The 16,130-nt window shown below is 67.8% G+C and carries 13 protein-coding genes; 3 read left to right on the forward strand and 10 right to left on the reverse strand.

All coding sequences use genetic code 11. The features are described 5' to 3' along the window. Positions 1-852 (forward strand): TorF family putative porin, encoded by an 852-nt coding sequence (locus HMP09_RS15820; RefSeq protein ID WP_176501152.1) that lies wholly within the window; start codon positions 1-3, stop codon positions 850-852. Positions 853-1,017: 165 nt separating this feature from the next. Here HMP09_RS15820 and HMP09_RS15825 read toward each other — a convergent pair whose 3' ends face one another. The 7 genes from HMP09_RS15825 to HMP09_RS15855 form a co-directional block, all read right to left on the reverse strand. Continuing rightward, positions 1,018-1,431 carry a DUF3035 domain-containing protein gene (locus tag HMP09_RS15825; protein ID WP_176501153.1) on the reverse strand — a complete coding sequence of 138 codons (414 nt, stop codon included), beginning with the start codon at positions 1,429-1,431 and terminating at the stop codon, positions 1,018-1,020. Then, a complete protein-coding gene (gene lspA, locus HMP09_RS15830) occupies positions 1,424-1,927 on the reverse strand; it encodes a signal peptidase II (RefSeq protein WP_176501154.1) in 504 nt (167 codons plus the stop codon). Before lspA ends, HMP09_RS15825 begins: the two co-directional genes overlap by 8 nt. Next, complete coding sequence (gene ileS, locus HMP09_RS15835) at positions 1,920-4,802, reverse strand: isoleucine--tRNA ligase (RefSeq protein ID WP_176501155.1); 2,883 nt, start codon at positions 4,800-4,802, stop codon at positions 1,920-1,922. The genes lspA and ileS overlap by 8 nt, the downstream gene beginning before the upstream one ends. Before the next feature lie 73 nt (positions 4,803-4,875). Continuing rightward, positions 4,876-5,799 (reverse strand): bifunctional riboflavin kinase/FAD synthetase, encoded by a 924-nt coding sequence (locus HMP09_RS15840; protein WP_176501156.1) that lies wholly within the window; start codon positions 5,797-5,799, stop codon positions 4,876-4,878. An 88-nt stretch (positions 5,800-5,887) separates the two neighbouring features. Continuing rightward, positions 5,888-6,352: a dihydrofolate reductase gene (locus HMP09_RS15845; protein WP_176501157.1), complete on the reverse strand. Its 465-nt coding sequence runs from the start codon at positions 6,350-6,352 to the stop codon at positions 5,888-5,890. A gap of 190 nt (positions 6,353-6,542) precedes the next feature. Further along, on the reverse strand, positions 6,543-7,061 hold the full coding sequence (locus tag HMP09_RS15850) for a hemerythrin domain-containing protein (RefSeq protein WP_176501158.1): 519 nt from the start codon (positions 7,059-7,061) through the stop codon (positions 6,543-6,545). Positions 7,062-7,163: 102 nt separating this feature from the next. Continuing rightward, complete coding sequence (locus tag HMP09_RS15855) at positions 7,164-7,958, reverse strand: thymidylate synthase (protein WP_176501159.1); 795 nt, start codon at positions 7,956-7,958, stop codon at positions 7,164-7,166. A gap of 220 nt (positions 7,959-8,178) precedes the next feature. On the opposite strand from HMP09_RS15855, the gene HMP09_RS15860 reads away from it, so the two are divergent. Further along, complete coding sequence (locus HMP09_RS15860; protein ID WP_232090891.1) at positions 8,179-8,436, forward strand: JAB domain-containing protein; 258 nt, start codon at positions 8,179-8,181, stop codon at positions 8,434-8,436. 141 nt (positions 8,437-8,577) lie between these two features. Here the strand turns inward: HMP09_RS15860 and HMP09_RS15865 are convergent, their stop codons facing one another. The 3 genes from HMP09_RS15865 to HMP09_RS15875 form a co-directional block, all read right to left on the reverse strand. After that, the gene (locus HMP09_RS15865) at positions 8,578-9,273 is read right to left on the reverse strand and encodes a class I SAM-dependent methyltransferase (protein WP_176501829.1); all 696 of its coding nucleotides are present in this window, start codon (positions 9,271-9,273) and stop codon (positions 8,578-8,580) included. A 23-nt stretch (positions 9,274-9,296) separates the two neighbouring features. Beyond that, a complete protein-coding gene (gene prfB, locus HMP09_RS15870; protein WP_176501160.1) occupies positions 9,297-10,424 on the reverse strand; it encodes a peptide chain release factor 2 in 1,128 nt (375 codons plus the stop codon). A 132-nt stretch (positions 10,425-10,556) separates the two neighbouring features. Then, positions 10,557-13,076: a penicillin-binding protein 1A gene (locus tag HMP09_RS15875; protein WP_176501161.1), complete on the reverse strand. Its 2,520-nt coding sequence runs from the start codon at positions 13,074-13,076 to the stop codon at positions 10,557-10,559. A 529-nt stretch (positions 13,077-13,605) separates the two neighbouring features. Between HMP09_RS15875 and hrpB the strand changes: the two genes are divergently transcribed. After that, entirely contained in the window at positions 13,606-16,128 is a 2,523-nt protein-coding gene (gene hrpB, locus HMP09_RS15880) for an ATP-dependent helicase HrpB (RefSeq protein WP_176501830.1), read from the forward strand. Positions 16,129-16,130 lie beyond the last annotated feature (2 nt).

A 16,130-nucleotide genomic window follows, 5' to 3' on the forward strand; every position in this document is an offset into this window, starting at 1 on the left:
ATGCGCTTCACCACACTTCTTCTCGGCGGCATTGCTTTGGCTGCTGCAACGCCGGCGTTCGCGCAGGACGACACGGCGCCTCCCAAGGAGATCACCGTCAGTGGCTCGGTCGGGCTCGTCAGCGACTATCGCTTCCGCGGCGTGTCGCAGTCGGACGAGAACCTCGCCGTCCAGGGCGGCATCACGATCACGCACAAGAGCGGGCTGTATATCGGCACCTGGGGGTCCAACCTCGCGGGCTGGGGCACGTTCGGCGGCGCCAACATGGAGCTCGATCTGATCGCGGGCTACAAGGTGCCGGTCGGCGGCGGCGCGCTCGACGTCGGCGCGACCTGGTACATGTACCCGAGCGGCTTCGACAACACCGACTTCATCGAGCCTTACGCCAAGCTGTCGGGCACCGTCGGCCCCGTCGCCTTGCTCGCCGGCGTCGCCTATGCGCCCAAGCAGCAGGCGCTGGGGCCTTGGTACGCCAATGGCACGTCGGCCGCGAACGGCGTCTACGACCGCGTCAATGCCAAGGACGACAACCTCTATCTCTGGGGCGACGTCAGCAGCGGGATCCCGAACACCGGCCTGACGGTGAAGGCGCATGTCGGCTATTCGAACGGCAACAAGGGTCTAGGGCCCTTCGCGACGAGCGTGTCGCCGACCGGCGAGTATTTCGACTGGTTGTTCGGTGCGGACTATGTGATCCCGACGACTCCGTTGACGCTCGGCGTGGCGTATGTCGATACCGACATCGGCAAGGGCGAGTCGGCGTATCTGCAGCCCAGCTTCAGCCGGGGGCAGGACGGCAACGGCTCCATCGCCAACGGCAAGGTCCTGGTGTCGCTGACCGCGGCGTTCTGATCGACCGTCAGCCTGGGCTCGACCCAGGATCCAGCGCTGCAGGCGTTCCGCTGTCGGTTCTGGATCCTGACTTTCGTCAGGATGACGGGTGAGGCGAGACCGTTAGATACGAAAAAGGGCGGCACCGCGAGGAGCCGCCCTTTTTCGTGTGCCGGGTAAACCCGATCAGTTCGCGGTCGTGCGCGCGTCCTGGCCATCGCCCTCCGGTGCAGCGACGATGTCGCGGGTCGTCGAACCCTTGTCGACGACCGTCGTGCCGGGATCGCCCACGCTCGACCGGATGCCGGGATCGTCATTGTCCGCGCCGGCGTCGGCAACGACGCCCGACTCCGCCGGGCTGCGGGCAGCGGCGCCGCCGAACAGTGCGTCGAGCGTCTGGGCATTGGCGGCGGTATCCTGCGGGCGGGCGGCACCCGGCTGTGGCGGGACCAGCGCGAAGTCGGGCGGGATCACCAGCGGCGCCTGGCGGGCGACGGCGAACTCGTCCGGGCGCGCACGATCGAGGCTTCGGCCTGCGCCACAACCGGACAGAAGGGCGACGCTCGCCAGACCGGCAGCCAGGGGTACGAACTTACGCATGGGAATTCTCCACAGGGGGCTTTTCGCGCACGAGAAGCGCCCGGACAAGCAGGACGAGCACGCCGACAGTAATCGCTGCATCGGCGACATTGAAGACCAAAAACGGACGCCATTCGCCGATATGCAGGTCGGCGAAATCGACCACATAACCCAGCCGGATGCGGTCGAGGATATTGCCGACCGCACCGCCGAGCACGAAGCCGAGCGCGACCTGATCGGCCGGGTTCTTCTCGCGCGTCATCCACACCGCGACGCCGACCGCGATCGCGCCGGTCAGCAGCACCAGCGCCCAGCGGGTCAGGTGGCCGTCGGCGGGCAGCAGCCCGAGCGAGATGCCGATGTTCGGCACGAAGCGCAGGTCGAAGAACGAGGTAATCGTCTGCGAGTCGCCCAGCGAGTCGATGCCGAGCGGCTTCGTCACCGCCCATTTGCTGAGCTGATCGGCGAGGAACAGCGCGATCGCTGCCCCGAACCCGGCCTTGGGGAGGTTACGCATGCGCTACGACCTCGTCGCAGCGGTCGCAGAGATCGCCGTCGATCGTCACCTCGGGGAGGTGGCGCCAGCAGCGGCCGCATTTGTGGAAGTCGGTGCGGGTCACGGTGACTGCGTCGCCCGGCGTGACCTTGGCGACGATGAACGCCTCGGCCAGCGCGTCGGCGTCGAGCAGCATCACGGGGACGGTGATCTCGGCTTCGAGGCTGGAGCGCACCGTCTTTTCGCGGCGCAACGGCTCGATCGCCTCGGTGACGGCGACGCGGAGCTCGCGGATCTCGCGCCACTTGCTCCCGACCACGTCGTCCGCATCGAGCGACGGGAGCGACGGCCATTCGAGGTAATGCACCGAGCTGTCGTCGCTCGGGAAGCGGGCCTGCCAGACTTCCTCCGCGGTGAAGCAGAGCACTGGTGCTGCGTAGCGGACCAGCGCGTGGAACAGCACGTCGAGGACGGTGCGGTATGCGCGCCGCTTGATGTCGCTCGGGGCGTCGCAATAGAGCGAGTCCTTGCGGATATCGAAGAAGAACGCGGACAGGTCCTCGTTCGCGAAGTCGGTCAGCAGGCGCGTGTAGCGGTTGAACTCATAGGCTTCGGCCGCCTGACGCAGCTCGGTGTCGATCATCCGCAAGCGGTGGAGAACGTAGCGCTCCAGCTCGGGCATGTCGGCGACCGCGACGCGTTCCGACTCATCGAAGCCTTCGAGTGCGCCGAGCATGTAGCGGAACGTGTTGCGCAGTTTCCGGTACGCGTCGGAGGCGGTGGCGAGCACCTCCTTGCCGATCTTCACGTCGTCGAAATAGTCGGTCGAGGCGACCCACATGCGCAGGATGTCCGCGCCGCTCTCGCCGATGATCTTGAGTGGATCGACGACGTTGCCGAGGCTCTTCGACATCTTCCGGCCCTGGCCGTCGAGCGCGAAGCCGTGGGTGAGGACCGCGTCATAGGGTGCGCGACCGCGCGTGCCGCAGCTTTCGAGCAAGCTCGACTGGAACCAGCCGCGATGCTGGTCCGAGCCTTCGAGATACAGGTTGGCGCGGGTGCCTTCGCCGTAACGTGCTTCCACGGTGAAGACGTGCGTGCAGCCGGAGTCGAACCAGACGTCGAGGATGTCCTTCACGACCTCATAGTCGGCGAGCGCATAGTCGGGGCCGAGCAGCGCTTGGTGGCCGTCGGCGTACCACGCATCCGCGCCGTTCTCGCGGAAGGCAGCGACGATGCGCGCGTTGACCGCGGGGTCGTTCAGATACTGGCCGGTGGCGCGGCTGACGAACAGCGCGATGGGGACGCCCCAGGCGCGCTGGCGCGAGATGACCCAGTCGGGGCGGCCCTGCACCATCGACGTGATCCGGTTTTCCGCACGCGCGGGGATCCAGGTGGTCGCGGCGATCGCGTCGAGTGCGATTTCGCGGAGCGTGGCGCCGTTGCCTTCTTGATCCCTCTCCCCTGCGGGGAGAGGGCTGGGGGGAGGGGCTGTTTCGGGCGCAGCATTGCTTGGCTGCCCCTCACCCCGACCCTCTCCCCGGAGGGGAGAGGGAGCAGGCGCATCCATCGGGATGAACCATTGCGGCGTCGCGCGGAAGATCACCTTGGCCTTCGAGCGCCACGAATGCGGATAGCTGTGCTTGAAGTCGTCGCTCGCCGCGAGGAGCGCGCCGGCCGCGCGCAGATCGGTGCAGATCGGGCCGTCGGCGGCCACGAACTTCTTGTTGATGACCGAGCCTTGCCCGCCAAGCCACGCCCAGTCGGCGCGGTACATTCCCGCGCCGTCGACCGCGAAGACCGGATCAATGCCGTACTGCTTGCAGAGTTCGAAATCGTCCTCGCCGTGATCCGGCGCCATGTGGACGAGCCCGGTGCCCGCATCGGTCGTGACGAAGCTTCCGGGGAGCAACGGTCGCGGCTTTGCGAAGAACCCGCCGAGCGCGTGCATCGGGTGACGGGCGGTGGCGTCGTAAAGCTGCCAGCCTTTCCCTGCCCATACTAATGACTCGGATTCCAGGCTAAGACCTGCGCGCTGAAGGCTACTCTCAACGAGATCAGTTGCCATCAGCAACGTGCGACCATCGCTGGTACGGACAGCGGAGTACAGAATCTCTTCGCCGAAGGACAAAGCCTGGTTCACCGGGATCGTCCACGGGGTCGTCGTCCAGATCACCGCATGCGCACCGACCAGCTCGGGTGCGTTCGGCGCCTCCACGATCTCGAACGCGACGTCGATCTGGGTCGAGACAATGTCCTCATACTCGACCTCGGCCTCGGCGAGCGCGGTCTTCTCGACCGGCGACCACATCACGGGCTTGGCGCCGCGGTACAGCTGGCCGCTCTCGGCGAACTTGAGCAGCTCGCCGACGATGGTGGCTTCCGCCTCATATTTCATCGTGAGGTACGGATCGGCCCAGTCGCCCATCACGCCCAGCCGTTCGAACTCGCCCTTCTGCACGGCGACCCATTTTTCGGCATAGGCGCGGCATTCGGCACGGAACTGGTCAACGGGGACGTCGTCCTTGTTGAGCTTCTTCGCGCGATACGCTTCCTCGACCTTCCACTCGATCGGCAGGCCGTGGCAGTCCCAGCCGGGGACATAGGGCGCGTCCTTGCCGAGCAAGGTCTGGCTGCGGACGATGATGTCTTTCAGCACCTTGTTCATGGCGTGACCCATGTGGATGTCGCCGTTCGCGTAGGGCGGGCCGTCGTGCAGGATGAACCGCTCGCGCCCGAGCCGCTGTTCGCGCAGCCGGTCGTAGATGCCGAGCTTCGCCCAGCGCTCGAGGATCGCCGGCTCCTTGGCGGCGAGGCCCGCCTTCATCGGGAAGTCGGTCTTCGGCAGGAAGACGGTGTCGCGGTAATCGCGGGCGGGCGCAGGAGTATCGGTCATAGGTGGGCCGGGCTGTAGCCGAGCGGAGGACGCGTTGCCATCCCCCCTCCCGCGCGGCTTGCGGCTTCGATACCTAGCGCAGAATGGCCCGTGCCCGCGCGCAGTCGATGTCCATCTGCGCGATCAGCGGGTCGAGCCCGTCGAACTTGGCCTCCGCGCGAAGATATTCGATCAGCGACACCTCGATGCGGCGGCCGTACAGGTCCTCGGCGAAATCGAAGAAATGCGGCTCGAGCAGCTCTTTCGGCGGATCGAAGCTGGGGCGGATGCCGAGGTTCGCCGCGCCCTTCAGCACGCGTCCGTCTTCGAGCCGTGCCGTCACCGCATAGATCCCGTAGGCGGGGCGGAGATACTTGCCCATGTCGAGATTGGCGGTCGGATAGCCGATCGTGCGGCCGAGCTTGTCGCCGTGCTGCACCACGCCCTCGATCGCGAACGGGCGGGTGAGGAGGCGCGTCGCGGTCGCCATGTCGCCGGTGCGCAGGGCTTCGCGGATCCGGGTGGAGGATACGGTCTCGCCGTTCAGCGACACTGCCGCGACGGTCTCCGCGCGAAACCCGTGGGCCGGTCCGCGCGACGCCAGCGTGTGGACCGTGCCGGCCTTGCCCTTGCCGAAGGTGAAATCCTCGCCGGTGACGACGCCGCCGATGCGGAGATTGTCCTCCAGCCGCTGGGCGATAAACGCTTCGGCGGTCAGCGCGGCGAGATCACCGTCGAAATGGAACACGACCATCGCGTCTGCGCCCGCCTCGGCGAACAGCCGCTCGCGCTGGTCGAGCGTGGTCAGGCGAAAGTGGGGCGTGTCGGGGCGGAAATGGCGGACCGGGTGCGGGTCGAAGGTGGCGACGAGCGCGGGACGGCCCTCGGCCTTGGCCCGCGCGATCGCGCGCGCGACGACCGCCTGGTGACCGAGGTGAAATCCATCAAAATTGCCTAGCGCGACGATCCCGCCCGCAAGCTGCGAGGGAATGGCCGCACCGCCGTCGAGCCGCTGCATGGAGGCGGGCTATAGGGGCGCGGAAGGGGGCACGCTACACCTCTTGTTCCCCGGGCCTCTTGTTCTCCCGCCTTCGCGGGAGAACAGTTCAACGTCGGGTGAGGGTGACGAAGCTATAGGCGGGCCGTTGCTTTTCGCCTGGATGGTCTTCGCGCGCGATCTCGTGCCAGCCCTCAAACGCGGGGACGATGGCATCGCCTTCAGGTTCGTCGTGAACTTCGGTCAGTTCGATCCGGTCCGCATGGGGGAGCAGCTGCGCATAAATCTGCGCGCCGCCGATCACCGCGACGTCGTCGCCCGCCATTGCGAGCGCCTCGTCGATCGAGTGTGCCACTTCCGCGCCATCCGCGTGCCAGTGGCCGCGCGTGAGGACGATGTGGCGGCGGCCGGGGAGCGGGCTCGGGAAGCTCTCGAACGTTTTGCGCCCCATCACCATCGGCTTGCCCATGGTCAGAGCCTTGAAGCGCTTGAGGTCGGCGGGGATGCGCCACGGAAGCTGGCCGTCGCGGCCGATGACGCCGTTGCTGGCGCGAGCGAGGTAGAAGGTGATCATTCGCGCATCATGCCGGATTGGGGGGTGGGGGGCTACTACAACAATCGCGGCGCACACCCAACCCATACCACCACCCCGGCGGAGGCCGGGGTCCAGTTGGGAAACGTCGCCAACGAAGGACTGCGTTTCGTTACGCCGACCTTTCCAACTGGACCCCGGCCTTCGCCGGGGTGGTAGTTAACCAGCCCCCTCAACCCGGCGCGTGTTCCTTGACGTACGCCTCGGGATCCTTCTCGACGACCTTCACCCCGTTCAGGTGGTTCGCCTCGAACGCCGCGAACCGGACGCCGAGCTCATGCCGCTCTTCGAGCGTCGCATGCTTGCGGAAGTCGGTCAGGCCCTGGCGCTCTTCCTCGGCGAGGTGATCGCTGTTTGCCTTGTTGCATTCGCCGACCGCCTCGAACCACGCGTCCGAGCCGACCGGGTGCGTGTCGACCGCTTCGCCGGTCTCGCGGATGTCGTTGTGATCCTCGATCGCGTCCTCGGTCTCCTCGGCGGCCGAGTCGGCGTCGTTGCCGCCGGTGCCGATCTTCATGAGGCGCGGGTAGAAGAAGCGCTCCTCGGCCTCGGCATGCGCGTCGAGCAGGTTCTTGAGGCGAGTCCACAGCGCCGACAGCGCCTCGGTGTCCTTCGCGTCGATCGAATCGATCTGCGCGAACAGCGCGCGCTGCTGCGCGTGTTCGTCGAGGATGAGCTGGGTGATGTCCATGATAGGCCTTCCGAATAGGTTCGGACGGTCAACCGGGGGTAACGCTGCGAGTTCCTATTGCGATTCGGTCGCGTGGCGCTGCCGCGGGGTCGCTCTCTGTGTTCAGACCGCGACTGGCGCCTTGATGTGCGGTTGCGCGACGTAATCGTGGAGCACGAAATCCTCGTATTCGTACGCATCGATCGAGTCCGGCTTGCGCACGATCTCGAGTCGCGGGAGCGGGCCGGGGTCGCGGCCCAGTTGCAGCCGTGCCTGTTCGAGATGGTTCGAATAGAGGTGGCAGTCGCCGCCGGTCCAGATGAACTCGCCGACCTCGAGCCCGCATTGCTGCGCGAGGATGTGCGTGAGCAGCGCATAGCTGGCGATGTTGAACGGCACGCCGAGGAAGATGTCGCCCGAGCGCTGGTAGAGCTGGAGCGAGAGCTTGCCGTTCGCGACATGCGTCTGGAACAGGCAGTGGCAGGGCGCGAGCGCCATCGCGTGCAGGTCGCCCGGATTCCACGCGCTGACGATCTGGCGGCGCGAGGCGGGGTTGGTCTTGATCTGGCCGATCAGCTCGGCGATCTGGTCGATATGGCGGCCGTCGGCGGTGGCCCAGTCGCGCCACTGCTTGCCGTAGACCGGGCCGAGATCACCGGCCTCGTCCGCCCACTCGTCCCAGATCGCGACCTTGCGCTCCTGCAGCCAGCGGACGTTGGTGTCGCCACGCAGGAACCACAAAAGCTCGACGATGATCGAGCGGAGGTGGAGCTTCTTCGTGGTGAGGGCGGGGAAGCCCGCCGCGAGATCGAAGCGCATCTGCGCGCCGAAGACGCTGAGCGTGCCGGTGCCGGTGCGGTCCATCGTCTCGACGCCGGTCGAGAGCACGCGGTCCATGAGGTCTAGATATTGGCGCATCGTGCGTGCGTAGTCGGGTGCGCGGGCGGGCTCAAGCGGATGTAGTTGTGCGTGCGGTCGTCGGTGTCGGGAAGCAGGGGGGTATGTGTTGCCGTTGCCCGAGCCTTTGCGCCCTGTCGCCGACCTTGCCACCGCATGCGTGCTGTTCGCGGGGTTGGGTGAGCCCTGCGTCGAGATGGTGGCGGTGGCGTATCTTGATCCGAATCGGAGGCTTCTCGGGATGCGGCACGTCGTCGGGGGGAGGGACCATGTGGCGATCTCGATCCGGACGATCGCGGTCGATGCGCTGGCGTTCGATGCGGTCGGGGTGGTGATGGCGCACAATCATCCGAGCGGGGATGCGACGCCGAGCGCGCGCGATCTGGCGTTCACGCGCGCGCTGGCGGCGGGGTTGCGGACGCTGGAGGTGGTGCTGGTGGATCATCTGGTGATCGCGGGCGACCGGGTGACGAGTTTGCGCACGATGGGCGTGGTTTAGGCGCGCCTGCCAACCCCCGGTACCACCCCGGCGGAGGCCGGGGCCCAATTGGGAGACGTGGCCAACTGAGCGATTAGCGCCGTTATATCCGCCTTACCAATTGGGCCCCGGCCTCCGCCGGGGTGGCGGTGCTTACTTCGCTTACCCCAGCCGGCACGCCCGGATCGCCTCCGGCGCCGGCCGAGGCCCAGTCGCGCGGAACGTCGCCAGATAGCCACCGGCCGACGGCATCTCGTCCATGTCGACCTGCGTATACCCCACCGCCGCGAACTCGCACTTGAGCAACGCAGGCGGCGTCCCGTGGTTCTGCGTCGGGCGGTTCGCGTCGACCACCACCACCAGCCCGTCGGGCTTCAACGACGGCCGCAGCCGCCACAGGAACTCGTAGGGCTGCTCGATCTCGTGATACATGTGCACCATCAGCACCCGGTCGAAACTCGCCGCGGGCAGCTTCGGATCGTTCGCCTCGCCCAGCTTCACGCTGACGTTTGCCAGATCCTCGCGCGCGACGCGTTCCGCCAGCTGATCGCGGACGGCCGGGATGATGTCCTCCGCCAGCACGCGCCCGTCCTTGCCGACCCGCGCCGCGAGACGGATCGTGTAATAGCCCTCGCCCGCGCCGATGTCCGCGACCGTCATGCCCTTGCGGATCGCGCTCTTGTTCATGACCTCGCCAGCCTCGTTCAGCCGGTCGCGCGCTTCCTCGTTCGACCAGCGCGTCGAGACGATCGACGCGACCGGACGGTCGGCGGCAGGAAATACCGGCGCCTTCGGCTCGCGCTTGATCAGCGGCTTGCTACCGTCGCACGCTGCAAGCAGGAACACGGGCGACAGCATCAGGGCAAGGGCACCCTTGAGCGTCAATCGACGTCCTCCACTTCGACGGCCTCGCCGGTCACGCGCTGCGACAGCGCCGCCGCCATGAACATTTCGAGATCGCCGTCGAGCACGTCCGACGGGCTGGTCGAGACGACGCCGGTGCGCAGGTCCTTCACCATCTGGTACGGCTGGAGCACGTAGCTGCGGATCTGGTGGCCCCAGCCGATGTCGGTCTTGCCAGCGTTCTCGGCATTGGCCGCGGTTTCGCGGATGGCCAGTTCGCGCTCGTACAGACGCGCGCGGAGCTGGTTATAGGCCTCGGCCTTGTTCTTGTGCTGCGATCGCTGGTTCTGACACTGGACGACGATGCCGGTCGGGATGTGCGTGATGCGCACCGCCGAATCGGTCGTGTTGATGTGCTGCCCGCCCGCACCCGACGCACGGTACGTGTCGATGCGCAGGTCGCTCTCGTTATATTCGACCTCGATATTGTCGTCGACGACCGGATAGACCCAGACGCTGGCGAACGAGGTGTGGCGGCGCGCGGCCGAGTCGTAGGGGCTGATCCGGACGAGGCGGTGGACGCCGCTCTCGGTCTTGGCATAGCCGTACGCGTTCTCGCCCTTCAGCAGCAGCGTGGCGGACTTGATCCCGGCCTGCTCGCCCGAATGCTGGTCGACCAGCTCGACCTTCAGCCCGTGACGTTCGCCCCAGCGCGAATACATCCGGCTGAGCATCCCCGCCCAGTCCTGGCTCTCGGTGCCGCCGGCGCCGGCGTTCACCTCGATATAGGTGTCGTTGGCGTCGGCCTCGCCCGCCAGCAGCGCCTTGATCTTGTCCTTGTCGGCACGCGCGGCGAGTTCGGCGAGCGCGGCGACGCCGTCCGCCTCCATCGCGGTGTCACCCTCGGCCTCGGCCATCTCGATCAATTCGGCGGTGTCGCTGAGCTCGCTCTGGATCGCGCGAGTCGCGCTGATCGCCTCGTCGAGACGACGACGCTCGCGCATCACCTCCTGCGCGGCCTTGGGATCGGACCAGAGCGCCTGATCCTCGACGCGCGCGTTCAACTCGTCGAGACGACGCAGCGCGCGGTCCCAGTCGAGGAAGCGGCGCAGCAAGGCCAGCGCGTCGTTGATGGTGTCTACGTGAGCCTGCGCTTCGGCGCGCATGGGTATTCTCCGGTCTTCGTCATGCCAGCGGATGCTGGCATCTCCTGCGGCGAGGAGTGTCCTCCCTTACCACGAGATCCCGGCTTTCGCTGGGATGACGGATTGATGTGCGATGACGTCTATATAAGGGCGCTAGTAGATTCCGCCTTGTCTTTGCAAGAAATCGCTGTCGCGCGGTGCTTCGGCCTTCTTCACCGCGGTGGTGGTCGGCGACGCGGTCGGGGCCGCATCGGAGTGTCGAGCGGCGCGTCGCGGCTCGCTCTCGGGCTTGAACGCTTCCCAGATCACGCCGGCCTTGGGGTCGCTGGTGTCCGGCCATGTGCCATAGACCGGACGGCCGCTGCCGCGATCGATCCGCACCATGCGGATCCCGGCGGGCGCGCGGAACGGCAGCTTCTCCAGCCCGTCATACGCCTTCACCGCGAACTGCTTGAAGATCGGTGCGGCGAGCGTCCCACCCTGCGCCGCGCCCCCCAGGTTCCGCGGCGTGTCGTAGCCGATATACAGTCCGCCGACGAATTGCGGGGTGCCGCCGATGAACCACACGTCGGTCGGACCGCTGTTCGTGCCGGTCTTGCCGAACATCGGCCGATCGAGATCGCGCAATGTCACCGCGGTGCCGCGCTGGACGACGCCCTCGGTGATGTGGACCATCTGATAGGCGGTCATCGCGTCGAGCACCTGGCGCTGGCGCGCGACCGGGCGCGGCATGGGCTTGCCGTCCCAGTCGGGCGCGTTGCAGCGATCACAGGCGCGCCAGTTCTCCGGCCAGATCACCTTGCCGTGGCGATCCTGGACGAAGTCGATCAGCGACGGCGGTCCGCCCTTGCCGTTGTTCGCGAGGATCGAATACGCGTTGACCATCCGCCCGACGGTCGTCTCGCCGGCACCCAGCGCGAAGGCGAGATACGGCGCGTAATCGCCGACGCCCATCTTCTTGATGGTGGCGACGACCTTGGGCATGCCGGTCTGCGCGGCGGTCCGCACCGTCATCAGGTTGCGCGACTGTTCGATGCCCCAGCGCATCGTGTGCGGCCCCGCGCCGCGCGAATTGCCGAAGTTGCGGAAGCATTTCTGCCCAAGCCGCGCGCCCTGATAGACGCAGAACGGCCCGTCGACGATGATCGACGCGGGCGTCATGCCGTTGTCGAGCGCGGCGGAATAGACGATCGGCTTGATCGTCGAGCCCGGCTGCCGCATCGCCTGAGTCGCGCGGTTGAACGCCTGCAACCGGTCGTCGAACCCGCCCTGCATCGCCAGCACGCGGCCCGATGCGGGCTCCTCGACGACGAACGCGCCCGATACCTTGGGGATCGCGCGCAGCGAGAAATTGCCGCCGTCGGGCGCCACCGCGATGATGTCGCCGGTCTTGATCGCACCGAACGCGTTGCCGCCCTCGCCGCGCACCGGCATCTGCGCGGCATAGCGCGGCAGCGTGCCGGTCTTGCCGGTGCGGAAGCCCAGGCTCCAGGCGTTGCCGTCCTTGCCCGTCACGATCGCTGCGACCCAGTCGCGGTAGTCGAGCGCGATATTGCTGTTGAGCAACGGCTGGAGCCAGTTGTCGTCCTCGATCTCGACATGGCGGATCGGCCCGTTCCAGCCGCGGCCGCTGTCGAAGCGAACCAGGCCATCACGAAGCGCTTGCTGCGCCAGCTCCTGCAACCGGTTGTCGAACGAGGTGCGCACCCACAGGCCGCCCGAATAGACGCTGTACGGGCCGTCCTTCGCGTTCTCGCCGAACTTCGCCATCAGCTGGCGGCGGACTTCCTCGACGAAATAACCGCCGACGCTCTCGAACTTGGGCGTTCGCCGCATCACCGCGCCGAGCGGCTCGGCATTCGCCTGATCATGCTGCGCGCGCGTGATGAAGCCGTTGTCGAGCATCCGGTTCAGCACGTAGTTGCGCCGGATCATCGCGCGCTCGGTGTTGCGCACCGGATCGTAGTTTGACGGCCCCTTGGGCAGGATCGCAAGATACGCCATCTGCGCGAGATCGAGCTGGTCGAGCTCCTTGTCGAAATACGCATGGCTAGCCGCCTCGACGCCGAACGCGTTGCGACCGAGCGCGATCTGGTTGAGGTACAGCTCGAGGATCTGTTCCTTGGTGAGCGTATCCTCGATCTTGTACGCCAGCACCGCCTCGCGCAGTTTCCGCGACGGCGAATAGGCGTTGCCGATGAGCAGGTTCTTGGCGACCTGCTGCGTGATCGTCGAGCCGCCCTTGGCGCGCTTGCCGGTGCCGAGCTTGATGGCATAGTCGTACACTGCGCCGGCGAGACCGGGATAGTCGACGCCGTGATGCTCGAAGAACGACTTGTCCTCGGCGGCGAGGAACGCCTTGACCAGCAGCGGCGGATATTCGGCATAGCTGAGCTCGACGCGGCGTTCGCGCGCGTAGCTGTGGATCGGCGTGCCATCGATCCCGCGGACGTTGGTCGGCAGCGGTGGCTCGTAGGTGCGCAGCGTATCCACCGACGGTAGGTCGCGCATGACCGCGAACCAGAACGCGAAGATCGCGACGATGCCGAGCACGACCAGCACGAGCGCGGCCTTGGTCCAGCGGCTCGCCCAGGCGCGCGCGACCCGACCGCGCAGCCGGTCGGAGGTGCGGCCTGTCGCCGTCGTCGAGTTGGGGGAGGGATCGGACGCCATGATTACTGGCGCAGCGTCTAGCAGGTTCGGACGCGCTTGCCAGCCTTCGGTGCGATGGCGGGCGGGGCGAGTTACGCACGCGAACCGTTACCCCGGGGTTTCGCGGTACCTAGCTATGAGAGAAGGTGCACCACCCCGGCGGAGGCCGGGGCCCAGTTGGAGAGGTTCCAGTAACGGACCGCAACCGTCGTCAGCAACGTTTCCCAACTGGACCCCGGCCTCCGCCGGGGTGGTGCTATTCTCGCCGGTGAGGTGAGGTTTCAGGATAGATTGAGGGGCCAGGTTAGGCCATCGACCTCCGTGCCCGACGATCCTCCCCCGTCAGGGGGAGGTGGCTGGTGCTTGCCAGACGGAGGGGGAGGAAAGGGATGGCCGTCGTTGCGTGTCCGCCCCCTCCGTCACCTTCGGTGCCACCTCCCCCTGGCGGGGGAGGATTGCAAAGTCGTTACCTTCGCGTCTGGCGCGGATCGACGCGCTCGTGCCGCGACAAAACCTGTCGCCAACCCTGCGGCTGTGGCAGCAGGCAGCAATGACCCCGCCGCCACTGCCGATCCTCGCCGTACTCCCCGACCTCCTCGCAACGCTGCGCGAACGCCAATCGGCCGTTCTGGTCGCGCCGCCCGGCGCCGGCAAGACCACCGCGGTCGCGCCCGCGCTCCTTGCCGAACCCTGGTGCACCGGCGAAATCCTGCTCCTTTCCCCCCGCCGGCTCGCCGCGCGCGCCGCCGCCGAACGCATGGCCTCGATCGCAGGCGAGCCCGTCGGCGGCACCTTCGGCTACGCCACGCGCATGGACAGCAAGCGCTCCGCCGCGACCCGCGTGACGGTGATCACCGAGGGTATCTTCGTCGCGCGGATCCAGAGCGATCCCGAACTCGCGGGCGTCTCCGCCGTCCTGTTCGACGAAGTCCATGAGCGCAGTCTCGACGGCGATTTCGGCCTCGCGCTCGCGCTCGACGTCCAGGCCGGGTTCCGTCCCGATCTGCGCATCGTCGCGATGTCCGCAACACTCGACGGCGCAAGGTTCGCCGCGCTGATGGACGGCGCGCCGGTTATCGAGAGCGAGGGGCGCAGCTATCCGCTGACGCTGCGGCACATCGGCCGTCAGGCGGAATTGCGGATCGAGGACTCGGTGGCCGCCGCAATCCGTCGCGCGCTCGGCGAAGCGGAGGGCGGCGTGCTTGCCTTCCTTCCCGGCGTCGCGGAGATCGAACGGACCGCCGAGCGGATCGCCAACCTTCCCGACGATATCGTCCTGCACGAACTCCACGGCAGCCTAGACCCCGCAGCACAACGCGCGGCGATCCTTCCCGAACCCGATGGGCGCCGCAAGGTCGTGCTTGCCACCAGCATCGCCGAGACCAGCCTGACGCTCGACGGAATCCGCATCGTCGTCGATTCAGGGCTCGCCCGGCGTCCGCGCTATGATCGCGCGGCGGGGATGACCCGGCTGGTCACCGAACGCGCGAGCCAGGCGGCGGTCACGCAACGCGCCGGCCGCGCGGCGCGCCTTGGGCCGGGCATCGCGTATCGCCTGTGGGAAGAGGCGGCGACCGCCGGCCTGCCGCGCTACGATCCGCCCGAAATCCTGGAGGCGGACCTCTCCGCGCTGGTGCTCGCCTGCGCGCTGTGGGGCGTCGGCGATCCGCGTGACCTGCGCTGGATCGATCCACCGCCCGCCGCGGCGATCGACGAGGCGATGACGCGACTGACGACGCTGGAGGCGATCGAAGACGGCCGCCCGACGCCGCACGGCCGCGCGATCGCGAAGCTGCCGATGCCGCCGAGACTGGCGCACATGCTGCTGCGGGCGGGGGAGCGCGGCCTGGCGCCGGTCGCGGCGCAGGTTGCGGTCCTGCTCGGCGAGCGCGGGATCGGCGGCCAGGACGTCGACCTCGAAACCCGACTTCGCCGCTGGAAGACCGAACGCGGGCCGAAGGCGCAGGCGGCGCGCGGCATGGCCGAGAGATGGGCGAAACTCGCTCCCCTCCCGCTTGCGGGAGGGGTCGGGGGAGGGCGTGACATACACCAGGGGCGCGGCGCTGCTGGGGCAGCCCCTCCCCCCACCCCTCCCGCAGGCGGGAGGGGAGCAGACGTTTGCGTCGCGCTCGGCTTTCCTGACCGGGTCGCGCGCCGCCGCGATGCGTCCGGCGAAACCTGGGCATCGGTCGGCGGGCGCGGCTTCAAACTCGACCCGACCTCGCCACTCGCGCGGTCGGAGTGGCTCGCGGTGGCCGACACGCAGGGCTCGGCGGCGGGCGCGCGCATTCTCTCGGCCGTCGCGATCGATCAGGGCACCGTCGAAACGCTGTTCGTCGACCGCATCGAGTTCCGCCGTACCGTCGCGTTCGATTCCACGACCGGTGGCATCCAGGCGCTCCGCGAACGCCGGCTCGGCGCGATCCGCCTGTCGAGCGGCCCCGACAGCGGCGCCGATCCCGACGCGATCCTCGCCGCGCTGCTCGCCGGCGTCCGCGAACATGGCCTCGGCCTGCTGCCATGGAGCGACGGCGCGCAGGCGCTGCGCGACCGTGCCGCCTATGCCGGCGTGCCGCTCGACGACGCCATGCTGCACGATCGCATCGACGAATGGCTCGCCTCGCTGCTGGTCGGAAAACGCCGTCTCGACGCGATCGCGCCCGGCGCGCTCGCCGAGGCGCTGCGCAACCTCCTCGGCTGGGACGCGGTGCAGACGATCAACCGCCTGGCGCCACCCGATTTCACCAGCCCCGCCGGCAGCACGCACATGATCGATTACGCGGCCGAGGGCGGCCCGCGTGTCGAGCTGCGCGTACAAGCCCTGTTCGGGCTGGCCGTCCACCCGGTGATCGGCGAGGCCCGCGTGCCGCTGGTGCTGAGCCTCACATCCCCCGCCGGCCGACCGATCCAGACCACCCGCGACCTGCCGGGATTCTGGGCGGGCAGCTGGACCGCGGTGGCGAAGGAAATGCGCGGGCGCTACCCCAAGCATCCCTGGCCCGACGACCCCGCCGCGGCCTCCGCCACGCTGCGCACGAAAAAGGCGGATGCAAGGACCGCCGGTTCGCGATAAGG

This window comes from Sphingomonas sp. HMP9, from assembly GCF_013374115.1.
Lineage (GTDB): Bacteria > Pseudomonadota > Alphaproteobacteria > Sphingomonadales > Sphingomonadaceae > Sphingomonas.

What these genes read in the sequence shown, in the direction of transcription:
- HMP09_RS15820 (WP_176501152.1), top strand. Translation starts at nt 1, where the DNA reads ATGCGCTTCACCACACTTCTTCTCGGCGGCATTGCTTTGGCTGCTGCA.
- HMP09_RS15825 (WP_176501153.1), bottom strand. Translation starts at nt 1,431, where the DNA reads ATGCGTAAGTTCGTACCCCTGGCTGCCGGTCTGGCGAGCGTCGCCCTT.
- lspA (WP_176501154.1), bottom strand. Translation starts at nt 1,927, where the DNA reads ATGCGTAACCTCCCCAAGGCCGGGTTCGGGGCAGCGATCGCGCTGTTC.
- ileS (WP_176501155.1), bottom strand. Translation starts at nt 4,802, where the DNA reads ATGACCGATACTCCTGCGCCCGCCCGCGATTACCGCGACACCGTCTTC.
- HMP09_RS15840 (WP_176501156.1), bottom strand. Translation starts at nt 5,799, where the DNA reads ATGCAGCGGCTCGACGGCGGTGCGGCCATTCCCTCGCAGCTTGCGGGC.
- HMP09_RS15845 (WP_176501157.1), bottom strand. Translation starts at nt 6,352, where the DNA reads ATGATCACCTTCTACCTCGCTCGCGCCAGCAACGGCGTCATCGGCCGC.
- HMP09_RS15850 (WP_176501158.1), bottom strand. Translation starts at nt 7,061, where the DNA reads ATGGACATCACCCAGCTCATCCTCGACGAACACGCGCAGCAGCGCGCG.
- HMP09_RS15855 (WP_176501159.1), bottom strand. Translation starts at nt 7,958, where the DNA reads ATGCGCCAATATCTAGACCTCATGGACCGCGTGCTCTCGACCGGCGTC.
- HMP09_RS15860 (WP_232090891.1), top strand. Translation starts at nt 8,179, where the DNA reads ATGCGGCACGTCGTCGGGGGGAGGGACCATGTGGCGATCTCGATCCGG.
- HMP09_RS15865 (WP_176501829.1), bottom strand. Translation starts at nt 9,273, where the DNA reads ATGCTGTCGCCCGTGTTCCTGCTTGCAGCGTGCGACGGTAGCAAGCCG.
- prfB (WP_176501160.1), bottom strand. Translation starts at nt 10,424, where the DNA reads ATGCGCGCCGAAGCGCAGGCTCACGTAGACACCATCAACGACGCGCTG.
- HMP09_RS15875 (WP_176501161.1), bottom strand. Translation starts at nt 13,076, where the DNA reads ATGGCGTCCGATCCCTCCCCCAACTCGACGACGGCGACAGGCCGCACC.
- hrpB (WP_176501830.1), top strand. Translation starts at nt 13,606, where the DNA reads ATGACCCCGCCGCCACTGCCGATCCTCGCCGTACTCCCCGACCTCCTC.